At 45.6% G+C, this 15,905-nt stretch carries 15 protein-coding genes; 5 read left to right on the top strand and 10 right to left on the bottom strand.

All coding sequences use genetic code 11. The features are described 5' to 3' along the window. The first annotated feature begins 312 nt into the window (after nucleotides 1–312). Both ACED36_RS17955 and folD read left to right on the top strand, forming a co-directional pair. Nucleotides 313–1,047 carry a trypsin-like peptidase domain-containing protein gene (locus ACED36_RS17955; protein ID WP_371733642.1) on the top strand — a complete coding sequence of 245 codons (735 nt, stop codon included), beginning with the start codon at nucleotides 313–315 and terminating at the stop codon, nucleotides 1,045–1,047. A gap of 92 nt (nucleotides 1,048–1,139) precedes the next feature. Further along, complete coding sequence (folD, locus tag ACED36_RS17950; RefSeq protein ID WP_016961004.1) at nucleotides 1,140–1,994, top strand: bifunctional methylenetetrahydrofolate dehydrogenase/methenyltetrahydrofolate cyclohydrolase FolD; 855 nt, start codon at nucleotides 1,140–1,142, stop codon at nucleotides 1,992–1,994. Between the two features lie 63 nt (nucleotides 1,995–2,057). Here folD and ACED36_RS17945 read toward each other — a convergent pair whose 3' ends face one another. From ACED36_RS17945 to galE, 3 genes are all read right to left on the bottom strand, one after another. Further along, nucleotides 2,058–3,224: a nucleotide sugar dehydrogenase gene (locus ACED36_RS17945; protein WP_016961003.1), complete on the bottom strand. Its 1,167-nt coding sequence runs from the start codon at nucleotides 3,222–3,224 to the stop codon at nucleotides 2,058–2,060. Nucleotides 3,225–3,348: 124 nt separating this feature from the next. After that, nucleotides 3,349–3,741, bottom strand: a complete 393-nt coding sequence (locus tag ACED36_RS17940) for a hypothetical protein (protein WP_016961002.1) — start codon at nucleotides 3,739–3,741, stop codon at nucleotides 3,349–3,351. An 81-nt stretch (nucleotides 3,742–3,822) separates the two neighbouring features. Further along, a complete protein-coding gene (gene galE / locus ACED36_RS17935; protein ID WP_371733641.1) occupies nucleotides 3,823–4,842 on the bottom strand; it encodes a UDP-glucose 4-epimerase GalE in 1,020 nt (339 codons plus the stop codon). 318 nt (nucleotides 4,843–5,160) lie between these two features. On the opposite strand from galE, the gene ACED36_RS17930 reads away from it, so the two are divergent. The 3 genes from ACED36_RS17930 to ACED36_RS17920 all read left to right on the top strand — a co-directional run bounded on the left by ACED36_RS17930 (nucleotide 5,161) and on the right by ACED36_RS17920 (nucleotide 8,324). Further along, complete coding sequence (locus tag ACED36_RS17930; RefSeq protein WP_371733640.1) at nucleotides 5,161–5,874, top strand: substrate-binding domain-containing protein; 714 nt, start codon at nucleotides 5,161–5,163, stop codon at nucleotides 5,872–5,874. A gap of 229 nt (nucleotides 5,875–6,103) precedes the next feature. After that, the gene (locus tag ACED36_RS17925; protein ID WP_371733639.1) at nucleotides 6,104–6,748 is read left to right on the top strand and encodes a chromosome partitioning protein ParA; all 645 of its coding nucleotides are present in this window, start codon (nucleotides 6,104–6,106) and stop codon (nucleotides 6,746–6,748) included. After that, nucleotides 6,741–8,324, top strand: coding sequence for a hypothetical protein (locus ACED36_RS17920; protein WP_371733638.1), 1,584 nt, complete (start codon nucleotides 6,741–6,743; stop codon nucleotides 8,322–8,324). The genes ACED36_RS17925 and ACED36_RS17920 overlap by 8 nt, the downstream gene beginning before the upstream one ends. A gap of 67 nt (nucleotides 8,325–8,391) precedes the next feature. Here the strand turns inward: ACED36_RS17920 and wecA are convergent, their stop codons facing one another. From wecA to ACED36_RS17885, 7 genes are all read right to left on the bottom strand, one after another. Further along, a complete protein-coding gene (gene wecA, locus ACED36_RS17915; RefSeq protein WP_016960996.1) occupies nucleotides 8,392–9,468 on the bottom strand; it encodes a UDP-N-acetylglucosamine--undecaprenyl-phosphate N-acetylglucosaminephosphotransferase in 1,077 nt (358 codons plus the stop codon). A gap of 281 nt (nucleotides 9,469–9,749) precedes the next feature. Beyond that, nucleotides 9,750–10,574: a UTP--glucose-1-phosphate uridylyltransferase GalU gene (gene galU / locus ACED36_RS17910; RefSeq protein WP_016960995.1), complete on the bottom strand. Its 825-nt coding sequence runs from the start codon at nucleotides 10,572–10,574 to the stop codon at nucleotides 9,750–9,752. 36 nt (nucleotides 10,575–10,610) lie between these two features. After that, nucleotides 10,611–11,600: a glycosyltransferase family 2 protein gene (locus tag ACED36_RS17905; protein ID WP_016960994.1), complete on the bottom strand. Its 990-nt coding sequence runs from the start codon at nucleotides 11,598–11,600 to the stop codon at nucleotides 10,611–10,613. Next, a complete protein-coding gene (locus tag ACED36_RS17900; RefSeq protein WP_029486567.1) occupies nucleotides 11,584–12,414 on the bottom strand; it encodes a glycosyltransferase family 2 protein in 831 nt (276 codons plus the stop codon). The genes ACED36_RS17905 and ACED36_RS17900 overlap by 17 nt, the downstream gene beginning before the upstream one ends. Before the next feature lie 42 nt (nucleotides 12,415–12,456). Then, nucleotides 12,457–13,419, bottom strand: a complete 963-nt coding sequence (locus ACED36_RS17895) for a hypothetical protein (protein WP_016960992.1) — start codon at nucleotides 13,417–13,419, stop codon at nucleotides 12,457–12,459. Between the two features lies 1 nt (nucleotide 13,420). Continuing rightward, nucleotides 13,421–14,077 (bottom strand): adenylyl-sulfate kinase, encoded by a 657-nt coding sequence (cysC, locus tag ACED36_RS17890; protein ID WP_016960991.1) that lies wholly within the window; start codon nucleotides 14,075–14,077, stop codon nucleotides 13,421–13,423. An 11-nt stretch (nucleotides 14,078–14,088) separates the two neighbouring features. Continuing rightward, complete coding sequence (locus ACED36_RS17885) at nucleotides 14,089–15,813, bottom strand: SLC13 family permease (protein ID WP_016960990.1); 1,725 nt, start codon at nucleotides 15,811–15,813, stop codon at nucleotides 14,089–14,091. Nucleotides 15,814–15,905 lie beyond the last annotated feature (92 nt).

The following is a 15,905-nucleotide window of genomic DNA, read 5'->3' as shown; positions in this document are numbered from 1 at the left end:
TGAGAATAAAGAAACCGCACCTCATGCCTTATATTGTAAAAAGTATAATTTTCAATACAGTCCAGAACCTTTAAAGACTGACTAAGAAGACAATAAATATATACAAAATTAGACCTCGCCATAAATCCGACCCAAAACAGTCATTTTTGATGGAAACAAAAACATCAAAGATATTTAAATTATTATATTCAGCAACTTAATTATTAATTGAGTGAATAATCAATAGATTTTTGTACATTGCTAACTTGCTTCCTATGCTCACATTAGCCGCCTCATTTGTGAGACGCGCGTCACAGCACTGGAGGTTTTCAAATGGCCCAGGTCATACGCAATGCTTTAGTCTCTCTGGTTATCCTTTTTTCTCTTCAAGGATGCTTTTTGATTAACGGTCCTTTGGAATACGCACAAGAGACCAATGTGCCAGCAGTTAACTACCTCCCCATCGGCATTCCATTTGTGCTTGGTGGTCATGGCAGCAGCGTTCCCATTACCCCAGAACTCAGCCTTACTGCCAAACATATCGCCAAACTCGATTACAGTACGGTAGTTGCTTATCACCCTGATTGTGACATCGCGTTGATCAAAGAAGACAACACAGGCAAAAACACCGCCCCGCTGGGCACCGTGAAACAAAATGAATCCATCACCACCGTCGGCATGGGCCTCACGGGTAAGGTGATTGTTGGAGAGGGAAAATATTTTATCGACGTCAACTTCGTTGATAGCAGCCTGTTTGCTAGCTGTCCTGCCAGTATCACCGACGCGCCGGTTCAATCGGGCATGAGTGGTGGTGGCGCGTTTAATCACAAAGGTGAGTTGGTCGGCATCATTTCAGGCATTTCAGGTTCGGGGTTCAAATTGCTTGATGGCACCGATCTCGGCAATGAAAGGACCAGCGTGTTTGTCTCCACGCTCTACGTCAAACCGTGGCTAACAGAGGCTATTGAAAACTACTACGGTCAAGCCATGGATATGCTCACCGCAAACTTAACCTCACCCGCATCTGAACCACTTATTGACGCTTCTGGGACAGGAAAAATAAAGTGAGCGAAGCGCAAACGTTTGCGCTATAGCCATGTCACATTTTTTTTGTCAAAATACGGTCTCTTTCCCGTCTGTATCTTTGCCAAAGGAAAATCATGGCCGCTCAAATTATTGATGGAAAAATCATTTCTCAAACTGTTCGACAAGAAGTTGCCGCGCGCGTCGAAGCAAGAAAGGCTGCAGGCCTGCGAGCGCCAGGGTTGGCTGTTGTTCTCGTCGGTGATGATGCCGCGTCACAGGTCTATGTCGGCAGCAAGCGTCGCGTTTGTGAAGAAGTGGGTTTTATCTCTAAGTCTTACGACCTCCCATCAAGCACGCCCGAAGCCGATTTGCTGGCACTAATTGATACGCTAAATGCAGACGACGAAATCGACGGTATTTTGGTTCAGTTACCTCTTCCGGCGCAAATGGATGCAACTAACGTACTTGAGCGTATTCACCCAGAGAAAGACGTGGATGGCTTCCACCCGTACAACGTAGGTCGCCTGTGTCAGCGTATTCCTAAGCTTCGCTCATGCACACCGAAAGGCATTATCACACTGCTTGATCGCTACAACATCCCGCTTCGTGGTATGCACGCAGTCGTGGTTGGCGCATCAAACATTGTCGGTCGTCCGATGACCATGGAGCTTCTGCTTGCAGGTTGCACCACCACCACATGTCACCGCTTCACCAAAGATCTCGAAGGGCATATTCGCCAAGCCGATCTCGTGGTCGTAGCGGTTGGCAAACCTAATTTTATTCCTGGTGATTGGATCAAACCCGGCGCAGTCGTGATTGATGTGGGCATTAACCGAATGGAAGATGGCAAACTGGTGGGTGACGTGGAATACGATGTCGCCAAAACGAAAGCCAGCCACATCACGCCAGTACCGGGTGGCGTTGGCCCAATGACCGTCGCAACATTGATTGAAAATACGCTACTGGCGTGTGAGCAGTTTCATTCGTAATATCTGAAACGGCTTCGCCAAGATCAAACAAAAGCGAGCACTCATACTCGCTTCTTTTTGTATTTAATCTGCGCCAAACAAATCTCTTGTGTACACCTTATCTTCAACATCCAGCAAGGCATCATCCATACGGTTCGACACAATCACATCGGTGCACTGTTTAAAGGCATCAAGATCGGTGAGCACTTCTGAGTTGAACAATGTTCTCCCCGTGTACACAGGCTCATAAATCACAATCTCAATGCCCTTCGCTTTGATGCGCTTCATCACGCCAAGAATCGAAGAAGCACGAAAATTGTCCGATCCTGTTTTCATGATCAAACGATAAATACCCACCACTTTCGGCTTTCTTTTTAATATGGATTCCGCGATGAAGTCTTTACGCGTGCGGTTCGCCTCGACAATCGCCCCAATAATGTTATTGGGTACCGAATTGTAATTCGCCAACAACTGCTTGGTATCTTTCGGCAAGCAATATCCACCGTAACCAAACGACGGATTGTTGTAATGGCTTCCAATTCGGGGGTCTAAACACACCCCTTCAATGATCTCACGAGAATCCAACCCCAAAGCTTCAGCATAAGAATCAAGCTCATTAAAGTAAGCAACACGCATGGCAAGGTAGGTATTTGAAAAAAGTTTAACGGCTTCGGCTTCGCTAGAATGGGTAAACAGAACAGGGATATTCTCGTCTTCTGCACCTTCTAACAATAGGTTTGCAAATAACTCCGCACACTCTGTTTGCCCACCGATAATGATACGAGAAGGATGCAGGTTGTCATACAGCGCTCGCCCCTCGCGCAAAAACTCCGGTGAAAAAAGCAGGTTTTCTGTCTGATAGTGGGTTTTTGCGGTTTCCGTAAACCCCACTGGTACTGTCGATTTCACCACAATGAGTGCATGAGAATTGCAACACACCACGTCTTGAATGACCGCCTCAACGGAAGACGTATTAAAAAAATTGGTGACAGGATCGTAGTCCGTCGGTGTCGCCACAATCACAATGTCTGCCCATGCATAGGCTTCGTGGCCATCTAACGTGGCGTAAAAGCGTAAATCTTTATGCGTTAAAAAATGCTCGATGTCTTTATCAATGATGGGAGACACACCATTGTTCAGCATATCGACTTTCTCTTTCACAATATCAACGGCAACCACTTGATTATGCTGTGCAAGGAGCATGGCATTAGAAAGACCAACATAGCCCGTTCCTGCTACCGCTATCTTCATTCACTCACCCCATGAAAAGATAAATAAAGCACATCCAACTGCTTTTCGTTCTGCCTCTCGCGTTATTTCACGCGCGCAAAATCTATATTTATCTTAAATATAGGACATGAAGGTTTTCTGACGTTTATTTTGAGGTTTGATGATGTTGTCGAAGAGAAGAAAGAAGGAGGGAGATGGGATAAACACAAAGTACCGAGAGGACATTCACCGCTGCATCACTCATGCTACCGTCGCGCCCTTGAATCCAGTAAGTCTGAGCAAGCTCAGAGCCAATACCAAGTGCAATCAGCAAACACCACACGAAACGTCTTTTCCCTGAATCAAGGGTATAAACAAGCCAACTGCTTAGATGAAAAAGTGCGAAATGAAATAGCCAGTCACCATGACCGAAGAAAAAATGGCTGCTTTCGATGTTGATGGCCGAGAGACCAATCCCCGTAAATAATGAACTCAACCCAATCAATACGATAAACAGTGCAGAGATATAGAGAGCGAAAGATAATGGTGACTGTTTCAACGAGTAGAAATCCTAGTAAGGGAGATAGGGAAAGCAGGTCCTAGGTCCTAGATCCTATCTTTTATTCCTAGAACCTTGCTCTTACTTATCAGGATAACCATTCGGGTTGTTTGACTGCCAACGCCACGTATCCGTTACCATGTCATCAAGCGTATGGGTGGCTTTCCAACCCAACTCAGTTTGCGCCTTGATCGGGTCAGCCCAGCACTCGGCGATATCCCCTGCGCGACGTGGCGCCACTTGATAGGCAATTTCTTTGCCGCAAGCTTGGCTAAACGCTGCCACCATCTCAAGCACGCTCTTACCGTCACCTGTGCCGAGGTTATAAATGTGCAAGCCTGCTTTCTGACCGACTTTATCCAGCGCTGCCAAATGGCCATTTGCCAAATCAACAACGTGAATATAATCACGCACGCCACTGCCATCTGGCGTTGGGTAATCATCACCAAATACCGACAAAAACTCGCGGCGACCAACAGCCACTTGTGAAATGAACGGCATCAAGTTATTCGGAATACCTTGTGGATCTTCACCCATCTCACCGGATTTGTGTGAGCCAACAGGGTTGAAGTAACGAAGCAGCGTAATGCTCCAATCAGGGTTTGCTTTGTGGAAATCCGTTAAACACTCTTCCACCATCAGCTTGCTTCGGCCATATGGGTTGGTGGCAGACGTTGGGAAATTTTCACGAATAGGCACAGAGGCTGGGTCGCCGTATACCGTGGCAGAAGAACTAAAGATGATTGATTTTACACCCGCATCACGCATGGCATCCACCAGCACCAGTGTACCGTTTACGTTGTTGTCGTAGTATTCAAGCGGCTTTTCTACCGACTCACCCACCGCTTTCAAACCCGCAAAGTGGATGACTGCTTTGATGTTGTTTTCTTTTTCAAAAACAGAAGTAAGAAAAGCTTTGTCTCGAATATCACCTTGATAGAAGTTAGGTCGCTTACCCGTGAGCTTTTCTATACGATCAAGCACAGCCAACTTACTGTTGTGCAGGTTATCCACCAATACCGGATTAAACCCTGCTTCAATCATTTGTACGCAGGTATGGCTACCAATATAACCAACACCACCAGTGACTAGAACGTCCATTTTAAAATCCTGTTTTGCTTGCATATCAGCTTATACCAACATAACAACCGCTGCAAAAGCGCCTGCTTTGTTCTTAAGTAACCGAAAGCACGAATATTAATTGAAAATCTGGCAATGATTATATCGACAATCGGCAAGTTTTCCGATAACTATCTAGATACTCTCGCCTACCAATTTGGACCAGTCGCACGCGGTAACCGTCAACCTTCGTGCACTTTGATTCTAGGCGCAAGCACATCACGGTATGACGAAATTTTGAGTCCTATTAGTTGAAGATCAGGATGAGGGTGAGAACGTCGCAGTTAACATGGTCGAAAATTGATGGTGGCGAGCGGGGATTATCAGGTCCAATGCGAGGAAGATGCGCTTCAGTTTCTGGTGGGGAAAGGCTGCCAACACATTGTGATGCATAGCAAAGCCATCAGTGATGACGCGCTCACCGCATGGGCGAAAAAACTGCCTGGGCTAGTGCTGGTGAATCGCTGTGTGAAAGACATCGCGCCGCAGTGTGTGTGGCTCGACAATGCACAAGGCACGTACTTGGCTACCAAGCATCTGATTGAACACGGCCACCGAGACATTGCGTATATTTCTTGTGAAATGGCGTTAGATGATAAAGCCGCGAGGTTTGAGGGGTATCAACGTGCGTTGCAAGAGGTGGGAATTGCGGTGAACCCAGACTGGGTTGAAGAGGTGCCGTTTGGCGAGCAAAGCGGTGCAATAGCGGCGACTAACCTTCTCAACAAAGGCTTGCCGGTTACCGCCGTGGTGGCCTTCAACGATTTCTTTGCCGCTGCCGCCATGCAGGTGTTTCGCGAACAAGGCGTGAGCATGCCAGAGCGGTTATCGATTGTGGGGTTTGATGACGTGCTGCCCTCGTGCTATTTCAGCCCTGCACTGACAACGATAAGAAGCCCTATTGAGAGCATGGGCATGAATGCAGCCAGATTATCGCTAGGTGAACAAACCACCGCGCCGGTGCGCGAGTTCCAGCCAATTTTGATTAAGCGTCAATCGGTGCAAAGGCGTTAAGGCTGAGCGAGTTGGCCCTTTTAGCTGGCCAATCATGCTCTCGCTTCTCTTTTTATCCTTGTTTCTTATCTCGTGACACTGAGCGGCTCTTACTCGACCCGACCTTCCCACCAATAAGACAAAACAACCCGCCATCGCCCATTACTATCCTCTCTATCACATCACTCGTAACAGACTGATAAGCAATTTATTTCTATTAATCGCATTGATTAATGCATAGGGGATACGGATGTCCAAAACGCTTTTCACCATTGCCATCATTTTATCTTTGATGGGCTGCAATCATTCAACGTCAAACCCAAATACCCGTTCGACGCCCCCTTCCAATGATGCGCCGCCGTCATCAGAGCCCGACACTGAAACTGATACTGATAATAAGGAAGAAGAATCAACGTCATCGTTTTCCATGGAACTAAGAGCGCAACCGTCAGTAGACGATCAACTTGGACTTATCTACGAACATTTTGACCATACCCTCGACAGAACCGATTCGTTGACAGGCACAGATGCAAACCAAGACGGTATTCGTGACGACATAGAAGAATTTTTAAACATGCTGGAAGTGGAAGAGCCAGTGAGAAATGCCCTCAAACAAAACGCGCGTCATGTTCAAGATAACCTTCACTATGATTTCACCGAAGATACGCCAGAGAATGAAGATCTCGCGTTTGAAATCAGTAAGAACTACCTCAAAGTCATTGCTTGCGAGGGCTTTCTAGGCATGCCTGTGCGTGACATGACCAATACGTCAAAGACGCTCGTCGCACTCACCTACAACACCAAAGCACGCACCATGGCATTTCTGGCCTACAACAGGCTGTTAGATGGAAACTACTATAAAATGCTTGACGACAAGGAGGAGTATTGTGAATAAACACCTCATTACGATGATGTTTATTGTTTTAGCATCACAACCCTTGCACGCAGCAACATCGAACGAATGCGAAGTATCAGGCTATACGTTTGGCTTTTTTAATGGTGTCGCCAATACCTTTTTAAGCGCCACTCGCGGGCTAAATGAATTGCAGCGCCAAGCAGGTTACAGCCAATATAACGGCGAGGATGTCGAATACACTCTTTTCTACAATGATTCTCGCATCGATGAAAGTGCCATTTATGTGCTAGGGGATCTGGCGGAAACTTTCGATCAACGCACCAACGAACTCGACCAACGCGTTGCTCAGCGCTGGGAAGCATTTTGGGACGTCATCAATGGGCGAAGTAACAGCTCTATCATCGAAAGAATCATCTCCATCGTGCCTGCCTTTGCGCAATTAATTACGGATGTATTCAGCACCGCCGTGAATGAGAGTATCACTCGCTTTCTTGAGGCCCTATCCAGTTTAACGGGCGGAACAATCAATACCGGCGAAGTAAGAATGCAGCATCAATTGATCAATGACTCCAATACCTGGCTAGGCAAGAAGCTGGTCTACGTGGCGCATTCCCAAGGAAACCTTTGGGCGAACGAATCATTCAATTATGTACTCGGTCAAGAAGGTTATTCCGCCGACAACATCGCCATTGTTCACATCGCCCCTGCTTCGCCTATCTTGAACGGTGACTATGTATTATCAAGCAGCGACTTCGTGATAAACGGGTTACAGTTTACCGGCCCCACTAGTGTGCCATTGCCCAATGCCTTACTGCCTATCACCCGCACTGACCCATCGGGTCACATGTTGATTGAAAGTTATTTAGGGCAATCAAAGACACGCACAAAGATAAAAAGTCAGATCAGCAATGCATTTGATCGCCTGAGTAAACCAGAGATGGAAGATTACCTGTTCCAACTGAGTTTTGAGTACTCAGCGAACTTTGTACAGCATCATGAAAAAGCGCAATTCGACTTTATCGATTCCAAGAAAGATCGTAAATACTGTGATTTCTTTTGTTATGAGTACCTCACACGCACCTCCGAGCGCCCGACCTATCCTCATATATACGAGCTAAAACCCGCTGAAAATGTCAAACCACTGATTTTTGTGGAAAGAAAGGAAGAACAAGACGAGGAAACAAATAACGAGGATGGCGCAGAGGAAAGTTCAGGCGGCGGTGATGGCGCAGAAACAGAAGAAGGAACCGGTGAAGATATGCAAGGGAAAACGCGTAACATTCATGTTGAAACCTGCCAGAAAATCCCCGAGGAAGGCTCATTCCTGTTTGGCGAATTCTCAAACATTACCGATCTTTCATCACCGTTGGACATGACCAAAAAGCTCAAAGTGATAGACCGATACGGTGATACCTGGATATCCAAAACCCGAGATGTCAGCCCCCGTTATGAAGACGGTTACTCACCATGCGCAGGTAATGGCGAAAACATCGAAATCATCGCGAGTCAGGCTCACTACACCAGCAAGCAAAAAAGCTATCTCGAGAAAAATGACCTGTCAGGTAACTATCGAACAGGATCAACCGATCTCGACGGAACTTGCATACTGCACTGAGGCGAGTTGGCGAGTACGTATCCATTCTTACTCGCCACTCGACACTGCTCTCCCTCGCCCCTGCTCGTTACGCCATCTCCACCAACGGTGCTTTACCCATCCACTGGCGAATTTTCGACGTGATACGAAATATGTGGCTAATCGTGGCAAAGTAAACCGCAAACAACACCATGAAGGCTACAAACATCGCGGTTTCATTGGCCTGATACAGCTCACCCCATATACCAATCCCTGCAAACGATGCTGCCAGTAAGCAAATCACCAGTAGCGTCATACGCGATGACAAACCAACACGTTGGCAGATGTGATGCAAGTGCTCGCGGTCAGGTTTAAAAGGCGAGTGCCCTTTACGAACACGGCGAACGATGATAGCTGCCATATCCATCAGCGGAAGTGCAATAAACCAAAGTGCAGTAACAGGATTAATGGTTGTAGAGTGGTCAGGCTGAGAGCCACGGATCAATAACCACACCACAGTAAATCCAATCAACATGCTACCTGCGTCACCCATAAAAATTTTAAAACGCAGCCCCAATGGAATACCAAGGTTAAGCATAACGTACGGGATGATCGCGGCAATAAACATGGCACAGTTCAGCGCCAGGCCTGAATCACCCTGCACCCAAAACATGATACCCAAGGCGGCAAACGAAACCGACGCCAAGCCCCCAAGTAATCCATCAATACCATCAACCATATTAAATGCATTAATCGCACCAATCACGGCAATGGTTGTCACCGCGTAGCTTACCCAAACTGGCAAATTAACGGGTACATTGCCAGCAATGTTACCTAAGCTAGCTAGGCTTAAATCTGCCAGTATGATCATGGCAAGCGAAATAGCACCTTGCACAAACAGACGCACTTTAAAGCTGATATCGAACTTATCATCAAGTACGCCGATACAAACTAATACCACGCCACAAGCAAGATAAAGCCAATCGCTTTGCGTCATATCGATAAACAAAACGGAAGACAAGAAAATCGAGCAATAAATGGAGACTCCCCCTACCAGTGGAATTGCCCCTTTATGAAGCTTCCTCTCATTGGGTTCATCACCAAAATTGATTTTCTTCGCCACTTTTCGGAAAACGAATAACAGCGCAAAGGACAACAGAAATGTTGTTGCTATAGCTGATGACATATAATGTATTTTTCTAGTTAGTAAATTTTACTGAAAACCGAGGGCGACGTTCAGCGAGAAATGACGAGAGTGCGATTGGACCCTAAGTAGAGCAAGACCTGTTATAGGGTTTTACAGAATTATGTTTATGGTCTTGAGTACAGATAAAACAGTGGGAACGAATTTCAGGTTAGAGAGCACAACAACAAAATACGGATTACTGATGACTAAAACAGGATAAAGGGGCGAGTTATTAACCCCACCTTGAAACTAGAATCTAGCTCTTCCCTAGGTCCTATTTCCTATCCCTTATAGATATTCTCGAAGCAATAGTTAGTCGCCTCAATAAACCCTTCGACGCTGCCGCAATCAAAACGCTTGCCTTTGAACTTATACGCCAATACACAACCGCTCTTGGCTTGTTGCAGCAACGCATCAGTGATTTGAATTTCGCCGCCTTTGCCTGGCTCAGTGTTTTCGATAATGTCGAAAATATCTGGAGTGAGAATATAACGACCAATAATCGCCAAGTTACTTGGCGCGGTGCCTTGCTCTGGTTTTTCAACCATGTCAGTCACACGCATCAAGTTATCAGTTAGTGGTTCGCCAGCAATCACACCGTACTTGTGTGTTTCATCAGCAGGCACTTCTTCAACGGCAACAATCGAGCATCGGAACTGCTTATACAATGCTGCCATTTGCGCCAACACGCCTTGTTCTTTGTTAATGCAAAGATCATCAGCCAGCACAACCGCGAACGGCTCTTCACCCACCAATTCACGCCCGGTCAAAATGGCATGCCCTAAGCCTTTCATTTCGCGTTGGCGAATATAAGTGAAATTCGCCGAATCAATCACTTCACGAATATCATCAAGCAACGCTTCTTTGCTAGTACCAGAAATTTGATGTTCCAATTCGTAGTTCTTGTCGAAATGGTCCATCAAAGAGTGCTTTCCACGGCCCGTAACAATGCACATGTCCGTCATACCAGCCTGAATCGCTTCGTCAACGCCATACTCAATAAGAGGCTTGTTGACGATCGGCATCATTTCCTTTGGCATAGATTTGGTGGCTGGGAGGAATCTGGTGCCGTAACCTGCGGCTGGGAATAAGCATTTTTTAATCATAAATTTGAGCCCAATCGATCTAATAAATTGTCCATATTAAGAACATGTGGATGCACGTTCTCTTGTTCTTTCTTCGACGTTTTTTGCATAAAACAAACAGTACATGACCATTGCCAATGAGCCAGTCAATGAACTTCTGCGGAGGTTCCCAAATAAGGCTGCAAACATGCTTTTCCACCATGAACGCGCATGAATGCCACTCAAGGCCTTTACTTCAGGATGTTGCTCCGCAATTAAGGGATATTTTCTCACTAAGGCTCCTGCTTGCAGGACCGTTTTATCGACACTTTGCACAAAGCGATTTACGCGATAATGCACATCATATTTTCGATGCAACCCAGCACCAATTGCGTTATTAGTATGCTGCCTGTAAAGCATCAAAGGTTGATCGACATAGATCAACTCCCCTTCAACTTTAGCAACAAGTGCAAGCCACCAATCGTGCATATACGCTTCTTCTGGAACAGGTAATGCGCGATCTAAAAGTGCGCGATTAGCCATCATTGTGCACCCTGAAGCCACATTCTGTTTTATGAGACTGCCGATATTGGTATGCCAATTTTTCGGAATATTCTTTAAGGAAAAGTAAGAATTTGCGATAACTTCCAGCTCATCGTTCACCACAAGCAGGTCAGAAAAAACCAACTTAGGGTGTGAGCAATCATCTTCACCCATCGCATCCAACGTTGTCGCGAGCTTATCCTTAAGCCACACATCATCTTGGTCACAAAACATAACAAATTTGGCGGTACTCAAAGATGCACCTCTACAAAAATTTTGCGTAGGTCCTAAAGGTGTGCCGACTGAAGGATATATCTTAATCTTGTTATCATTTATGGCTAAATCGTGAAGCTTAGATAGCGTACTGTCTCGTGACCCATCATCGACGATAATGATATTGCTAACTAAAAAGTCATACCCATCATTTCGTTGCAATGAATGAATCTGCTCTTCAATGTATTTTTCACCATTATATGTTGCTAAAACAATGTCAATGGCGTGATTCGAGTCACCCTGCCAGTTCATGTGAATGCTCACTCACTTCATTATCCAATACACATAAAGAAGATTTTTTCGGTAAGCGTGACTCTTTGCGAAGCATGTACTTCATTACTCCGGACACATGCCAATAGAAATACTTTGATAACAACTTTTGGCTATCCCGGCTTCTGGTGTGAACGATGCAACTGTCTAACGCCATCGTGACATGAATATCGTGCAAGGCTGCTCTACGACAGAAGTCGATATCCTCACAATACATGTAATAGCTCTCATCAAACCCTCGAACTTTCAAAAAGTTCTCGACAGAAACGCCCATAAAAGCGCCACTCGACCAAAACTTCCCATCACTTGGTAAGCAATGATTTGAACGATTGATGATCGTTTTATTTTTTCGAAAAACATATGAAGAAACGAAATCAAAAAGCGAAGGATAACGTCGGATGTTATGATCTTGAACCGAGTGATCTGCGTCCAAGAATAGGTTGGCGGTGACTATACTGTTGGGAGAACGCTTAACCCCCTCTGCAAATTTACCGAAAGCACTCTTTGTTAGAATAATGTCCGGATTAACGAGAAGAAACACATCGCCACTCACTCTACCAAACTCGGTGAGATAGTGGTTAAAGTTCAGATTATTGTTCTCAGCAAAACCTTTGCAGACCTTATTTTTTATATAATGGATATCATGTTTTTCACAATGTTTCCTCAACAAGCTCGATGGCTTGTTGTCACGACATATGACGATCACATCATCTAAAGATGACAGTAACTTTAACGTTCCAAAGTTAACAATCATCTTTTCATGTCCATGTGATACAACCGAAACGATAAATCGCATTTCCTATGCCTAACCTTAAGTGATGTCCACTTACTATCTATATTAACGTCTGTAGTATTCAGATGTTTTCATGACCAACGTATCTAAGCTACCAAACTGAAGTTGATTAATACCCGCCGCTCCAGCCCTTCCGCCACCCGTAGGGAAAGCACTGCAAATGATGTCTGCGCCTTGCTTGTTGTTCAGAGGTGCCCTGAGGGACACCGTGTATGTTTTGTCACTGTTCAATGTCAGCACCAGATGCGCTTTTTGTGGTACTCGATTCGCCAACTCGTTCCCAAACACGCCACTGACACGACGACTTGTGGGCTTATTCGGCAATATATATACCGTAACCGTGTCATCAGAAAAATGAGGGGAAAGGCATTTCGCCATGCTCATATCTTCATCATAAGCCTGTTTCAGTTGATAATAAGGAGAGCTTTTGTCTTCCATCAGATCGAATGGCGATTCATACGCCATCAACAACTCAAACAAATCCTCAGGGTGGTAATGCAAATCATCCGTCGATGCACCATAACCATTGTAATTAATCAACGTGCCCAACTCTCGCAGGTAAGCGCACTCTCCTAGCGAAAGGCCAAGCTCGCTTCCCAGCCTATCCGCTCGGGCGATCATATTGTCGCCATATGCGGCGGCAATCGCCCACAAGCGGTATTCCCCTTGTAGATACGCATCCACAATCAAACTTGTACAGGTGTTCGCATCAAGGTCGATATGTGCATCAAGTAATGGCGATTGAGGAATGTCACCACTTTTATGGTGGTCCGCATAGAATACCGACACACCCAAATCGAGCATTGCGTTTAGTGTGATAAGGTTTTTTTCCATTGAAACATCCAACACAGTGACAGAGTCACCCTTCACGGCGTCACAGCGCTTGAGCAGAGCGATGTCTCTCTTAATCCCTGTGATTTTTTTTGCGTTCAATGGGTGATGTTTTCTTAGCTGCAACAAAGCAAGAATACCGTCAGCATCGCCGTTAAATACATCAAAATGGGCCATGTTACTTTCCTTGTCTGTTTTCAATAAATCCATTGACCAAAAGGTAGTCAACGACATCTTTCGCACACTCTTCCACTGAACGGTTATCTGTCTTCACATGAATCTCAGGATCAACCGGAGACTCATAGTCAGAATCAATTCCCGTAAAGTGCTTAATTTCACCGCTGCGTGCTTTTTTATACAACCCTTTAGGGTCTCGGCTTTCACAAACTGCCAACGGCGTATCAATAAACACCTCGAGAAACTGACCTTCAGTCAGCTTGTCGCGAGCTTGCTGTCTGTCTGATTCAAACGGCGAAATAAATGCCGTTAATACAATCAAACCAGCATCTACAAATAGATTGGACACCTCACCGACACGGCGAATGTTCTCGATACGGTCTTTATCGGCAAAGCCCAAGTCTCCATTAAGCCCATGCCTGACATTGTCTCCGTCTAACACGTATGTGTGCACATTTAGCTGGTGAAGCTGAACGTCAACCGCATTGGCAATGGTTGATTTACCCGAACCTGAAAGGCCTGTAAACCAAAGCACGCAAGGTTTATGTCCCTTTGCCGTTACACGATCATCGTGAGTCACTGCATGTTTATGCCAAACAACGTCTGAGGAAATTGTTGCACTTGAATCGGAGATAACTTGATAAGGAGATTGACTCATAACGAACCTAATTATAAAGGGAAAAAGTAGGGGACAAGAAACAGGACAACCAAGGCATAAACAATGCTGACTGGCAGCCCTACTTTTACATAATCTTTAAGGCGATAGCCACCCGCATTAAACACCATAAGATTGGTTTGATAACCATAGGGGCTAATAAAACTAGAGCTTGCTGCAAATGCGACGGTCATAACAAATGGCATCACGCTCACATTCGACACACTGGCCAGTGTCCAAGCAATCGGAAACATCAATGCAGCAGCGGCATTATTCGTCACCAACTCGGTAATCACCCAGGTGCAAAGATAGATAACCGCCAAAGTGAGATAAGGATGCTCAGCAACATTCAGTTGTGTCAAAGACAGAAGGATATCGGTTGTCCCTGTCGACATAAGGACCTGTGACAACAACAATGCGGCGCTAACCACCAGCCAAACGTCAATAGGAAGCCTTCTGGTTATATCATTCGTTGTCAACGCGCCGCTGAATAGCATGAGCCCAAGCAACACGCAAAGTGAAACAAATAGCTCAACAAGGCCAAAAGCAGCTAGACCGACAGCAGCAATAAAGCCCCCTACCGTGATCCAAGATTGGGCGGCCCCCATTTTGGTTTCCGGCTCCACGCCACTCAAAACGATAAAGTTTTTACTGACATTCTTACGGGTTTTAAAGTCGTCACCCACCGCTAACACAAGAAAGTCACCCGCACGTAAAGTTATCTCTCCCAGTTTACCCGAGAGCCTTTCACCATCACGCCTTACTGCGACCACGGCCGCATCAAATAATGCACGAAAGCCAACACTTTTGAGTGATTGACCATCCAATACACTGCCGTTTCGGATAACCACCTCAGTCAGGTTCGACTTCAATAATCCGTTCGAGTCAGCAAACAGCGAAAGCCCTTTGAACTGAGTGAGTTGCATCACCTTCGTGATGTCGCCACTAAATATCAGCTTATCGTTGGCTTCTAACACCTCATTGGGTGCAACAGGGCTAATCAACCGCCCTTGACGGACAAGTTCCACCAGAAACAGAGATTCTAAATGACGCAAACCGTTTTCTTCGATTGAACGTCCAATCAATGGGGACTTATCACCCAATCTGGCATCAATAAAATAGCCTTGAGTATCATCATTAGAGAGATTGCTCTCAGGCAAAAAGTGATGACTACACCACAACGTCATACCACAGGCGACAACCAAACAAATACCCACCGCCGTAAAAGAGAAAAACGACAGGCTGCTTCCTGACGCATCGATAAAAAGACTGTTAACAATTAAGTTTGTAGACGTGCCGATTAAGGTCAGCGTTCCACCTAAGATTGCCGCATAAGATAAGGGCAGTAACAATCTCACCGGCGAATGATAAGGATTGTTTCTCACAGGAGAAAGTAGCGTGGCCACAATCGCTGTGTTGTTCAACACAGCCGAAGACAATACGGTTCCGACATACAACCTCAGCCACGTTTTCCGGTAACTTTTCACCATCAAATTGGATGATATTAAACGAAGAATATGGGTTTTTTCTAACGCTAGAGAGCAGACGATTAATAGCACTAGCGTCAACAACCCAGGATTAGCGAAACTGCTTATCAGTTGCTCTTGGTCAGCAAGACCCAATACAACCAACGCAAGCAACGTCACGCCGAACACTTTTGCAGGTCGAGATTGAAACACCACCAAGCCAACAATCGTGGCGGCAAAAACGCTCAACGTCAGCAAGACATCAGTAGACATGAAATATCCGGAGATTAAGGATGGAAAGTGACAAAATGAAGCTAGAAGCTAGAAGCTAGAAGCTAGAAGCTAGAAGCTAGAAGCTAGAAGCT

It is taken from the genome of Enterovibrio sp. FF113 (genome assembly GCF_041439165.1).
Taxonomy (GTDB): domain Bacteria; phylum Pseudomonadota; class Gammaproteobacteria; order Enterobacterales; family Vibrionaceae; genus Enterovibrio; species Enterovibrio norvegicus_A.
Note: the sequence above shows the minus strand (reverse complement) of the source record. Positions and strands in the feature narration are given on the sequence as shown.

Coding starts and splice junctions, on each gene's coding strand:
- ACED36_RS17955 (WP_371733642.1), top strand. CDS start 313: ATGGCCCAGGTCATACGCAATGCTTTAGTCTCTCTGGTTATCCTTTTT.
- folD (WP_016961004.1), top strand. CDS start 1,140: ATGGCCGCTCAAATTATTGATGGAAAAATCATTTCTCAAACTGTTCGA.
- ACED36_RS17945 (WP_016961003.1), bottom strand. CDS start 3,224: ATGAAGATAGCGGTAGCAGGAACGGGCTATGTTGGTCTTTCTAATGCC.
- galE (WP_371733641.1), bottom strand. CDS start 4,842: ATGGACGTTCTAGTCACTGGTGGTGTTGGTTATATTGGTAGCCATACC.
- ACED36_RS17925 (WP_371733639.1), top strand. CDS start 6,104: ATGTCCAAAACGCTTTTCACCATTGCCATCATTTTATCTTTGATGGGC.
- wecA (WP_016960996.1), bottom strand. CDS start 9,468: ATGTCATCAGCTATAGCAACAACATTTCTGTTGTCCTTTGCGCTGTTA.
- galU (WP_016960995.1), bottom strand. CDS start 10,574: ATGATTAAAAAATGCTTATTCCCAGCCGCAGGTTACGGCACCAGATTC.
- ACED36_RS17905 (WP_016960994.1), bottom strand. CDS start 11,600: ATGAACTGGCAGGGTGACTCGAATCACGCCATTGACATTGTTTTAGCA.
- ACED36_RS17900 (WP_029486567.1), bottom strand. CDS start 12,414: ATGCGATTTATCGTTTCGGTTGTATCACATGGACATGAAAAGATGATT.
- ACED36_RS17895 (WP_016960992.1), bottom strand. CDS start 13,419: ATGGCCCATTTTGATGTATTTAACGGCGATGCTGACGGTATTCTTGCT.
- cysC (WP_016960991.1), bottom strand. CDS start 14,077: ATGAGTCAATCTCCTTATCAAGTTATCTCCGATTCAAGTGCAACAATT.
- ACED36_RS17885 (WP_016960990.1), bottom strand. CDS start 15,813: ATGTCTACTGATGTCTTGCTGACGTTGAGCGTTTTTGCCGCCACGATT.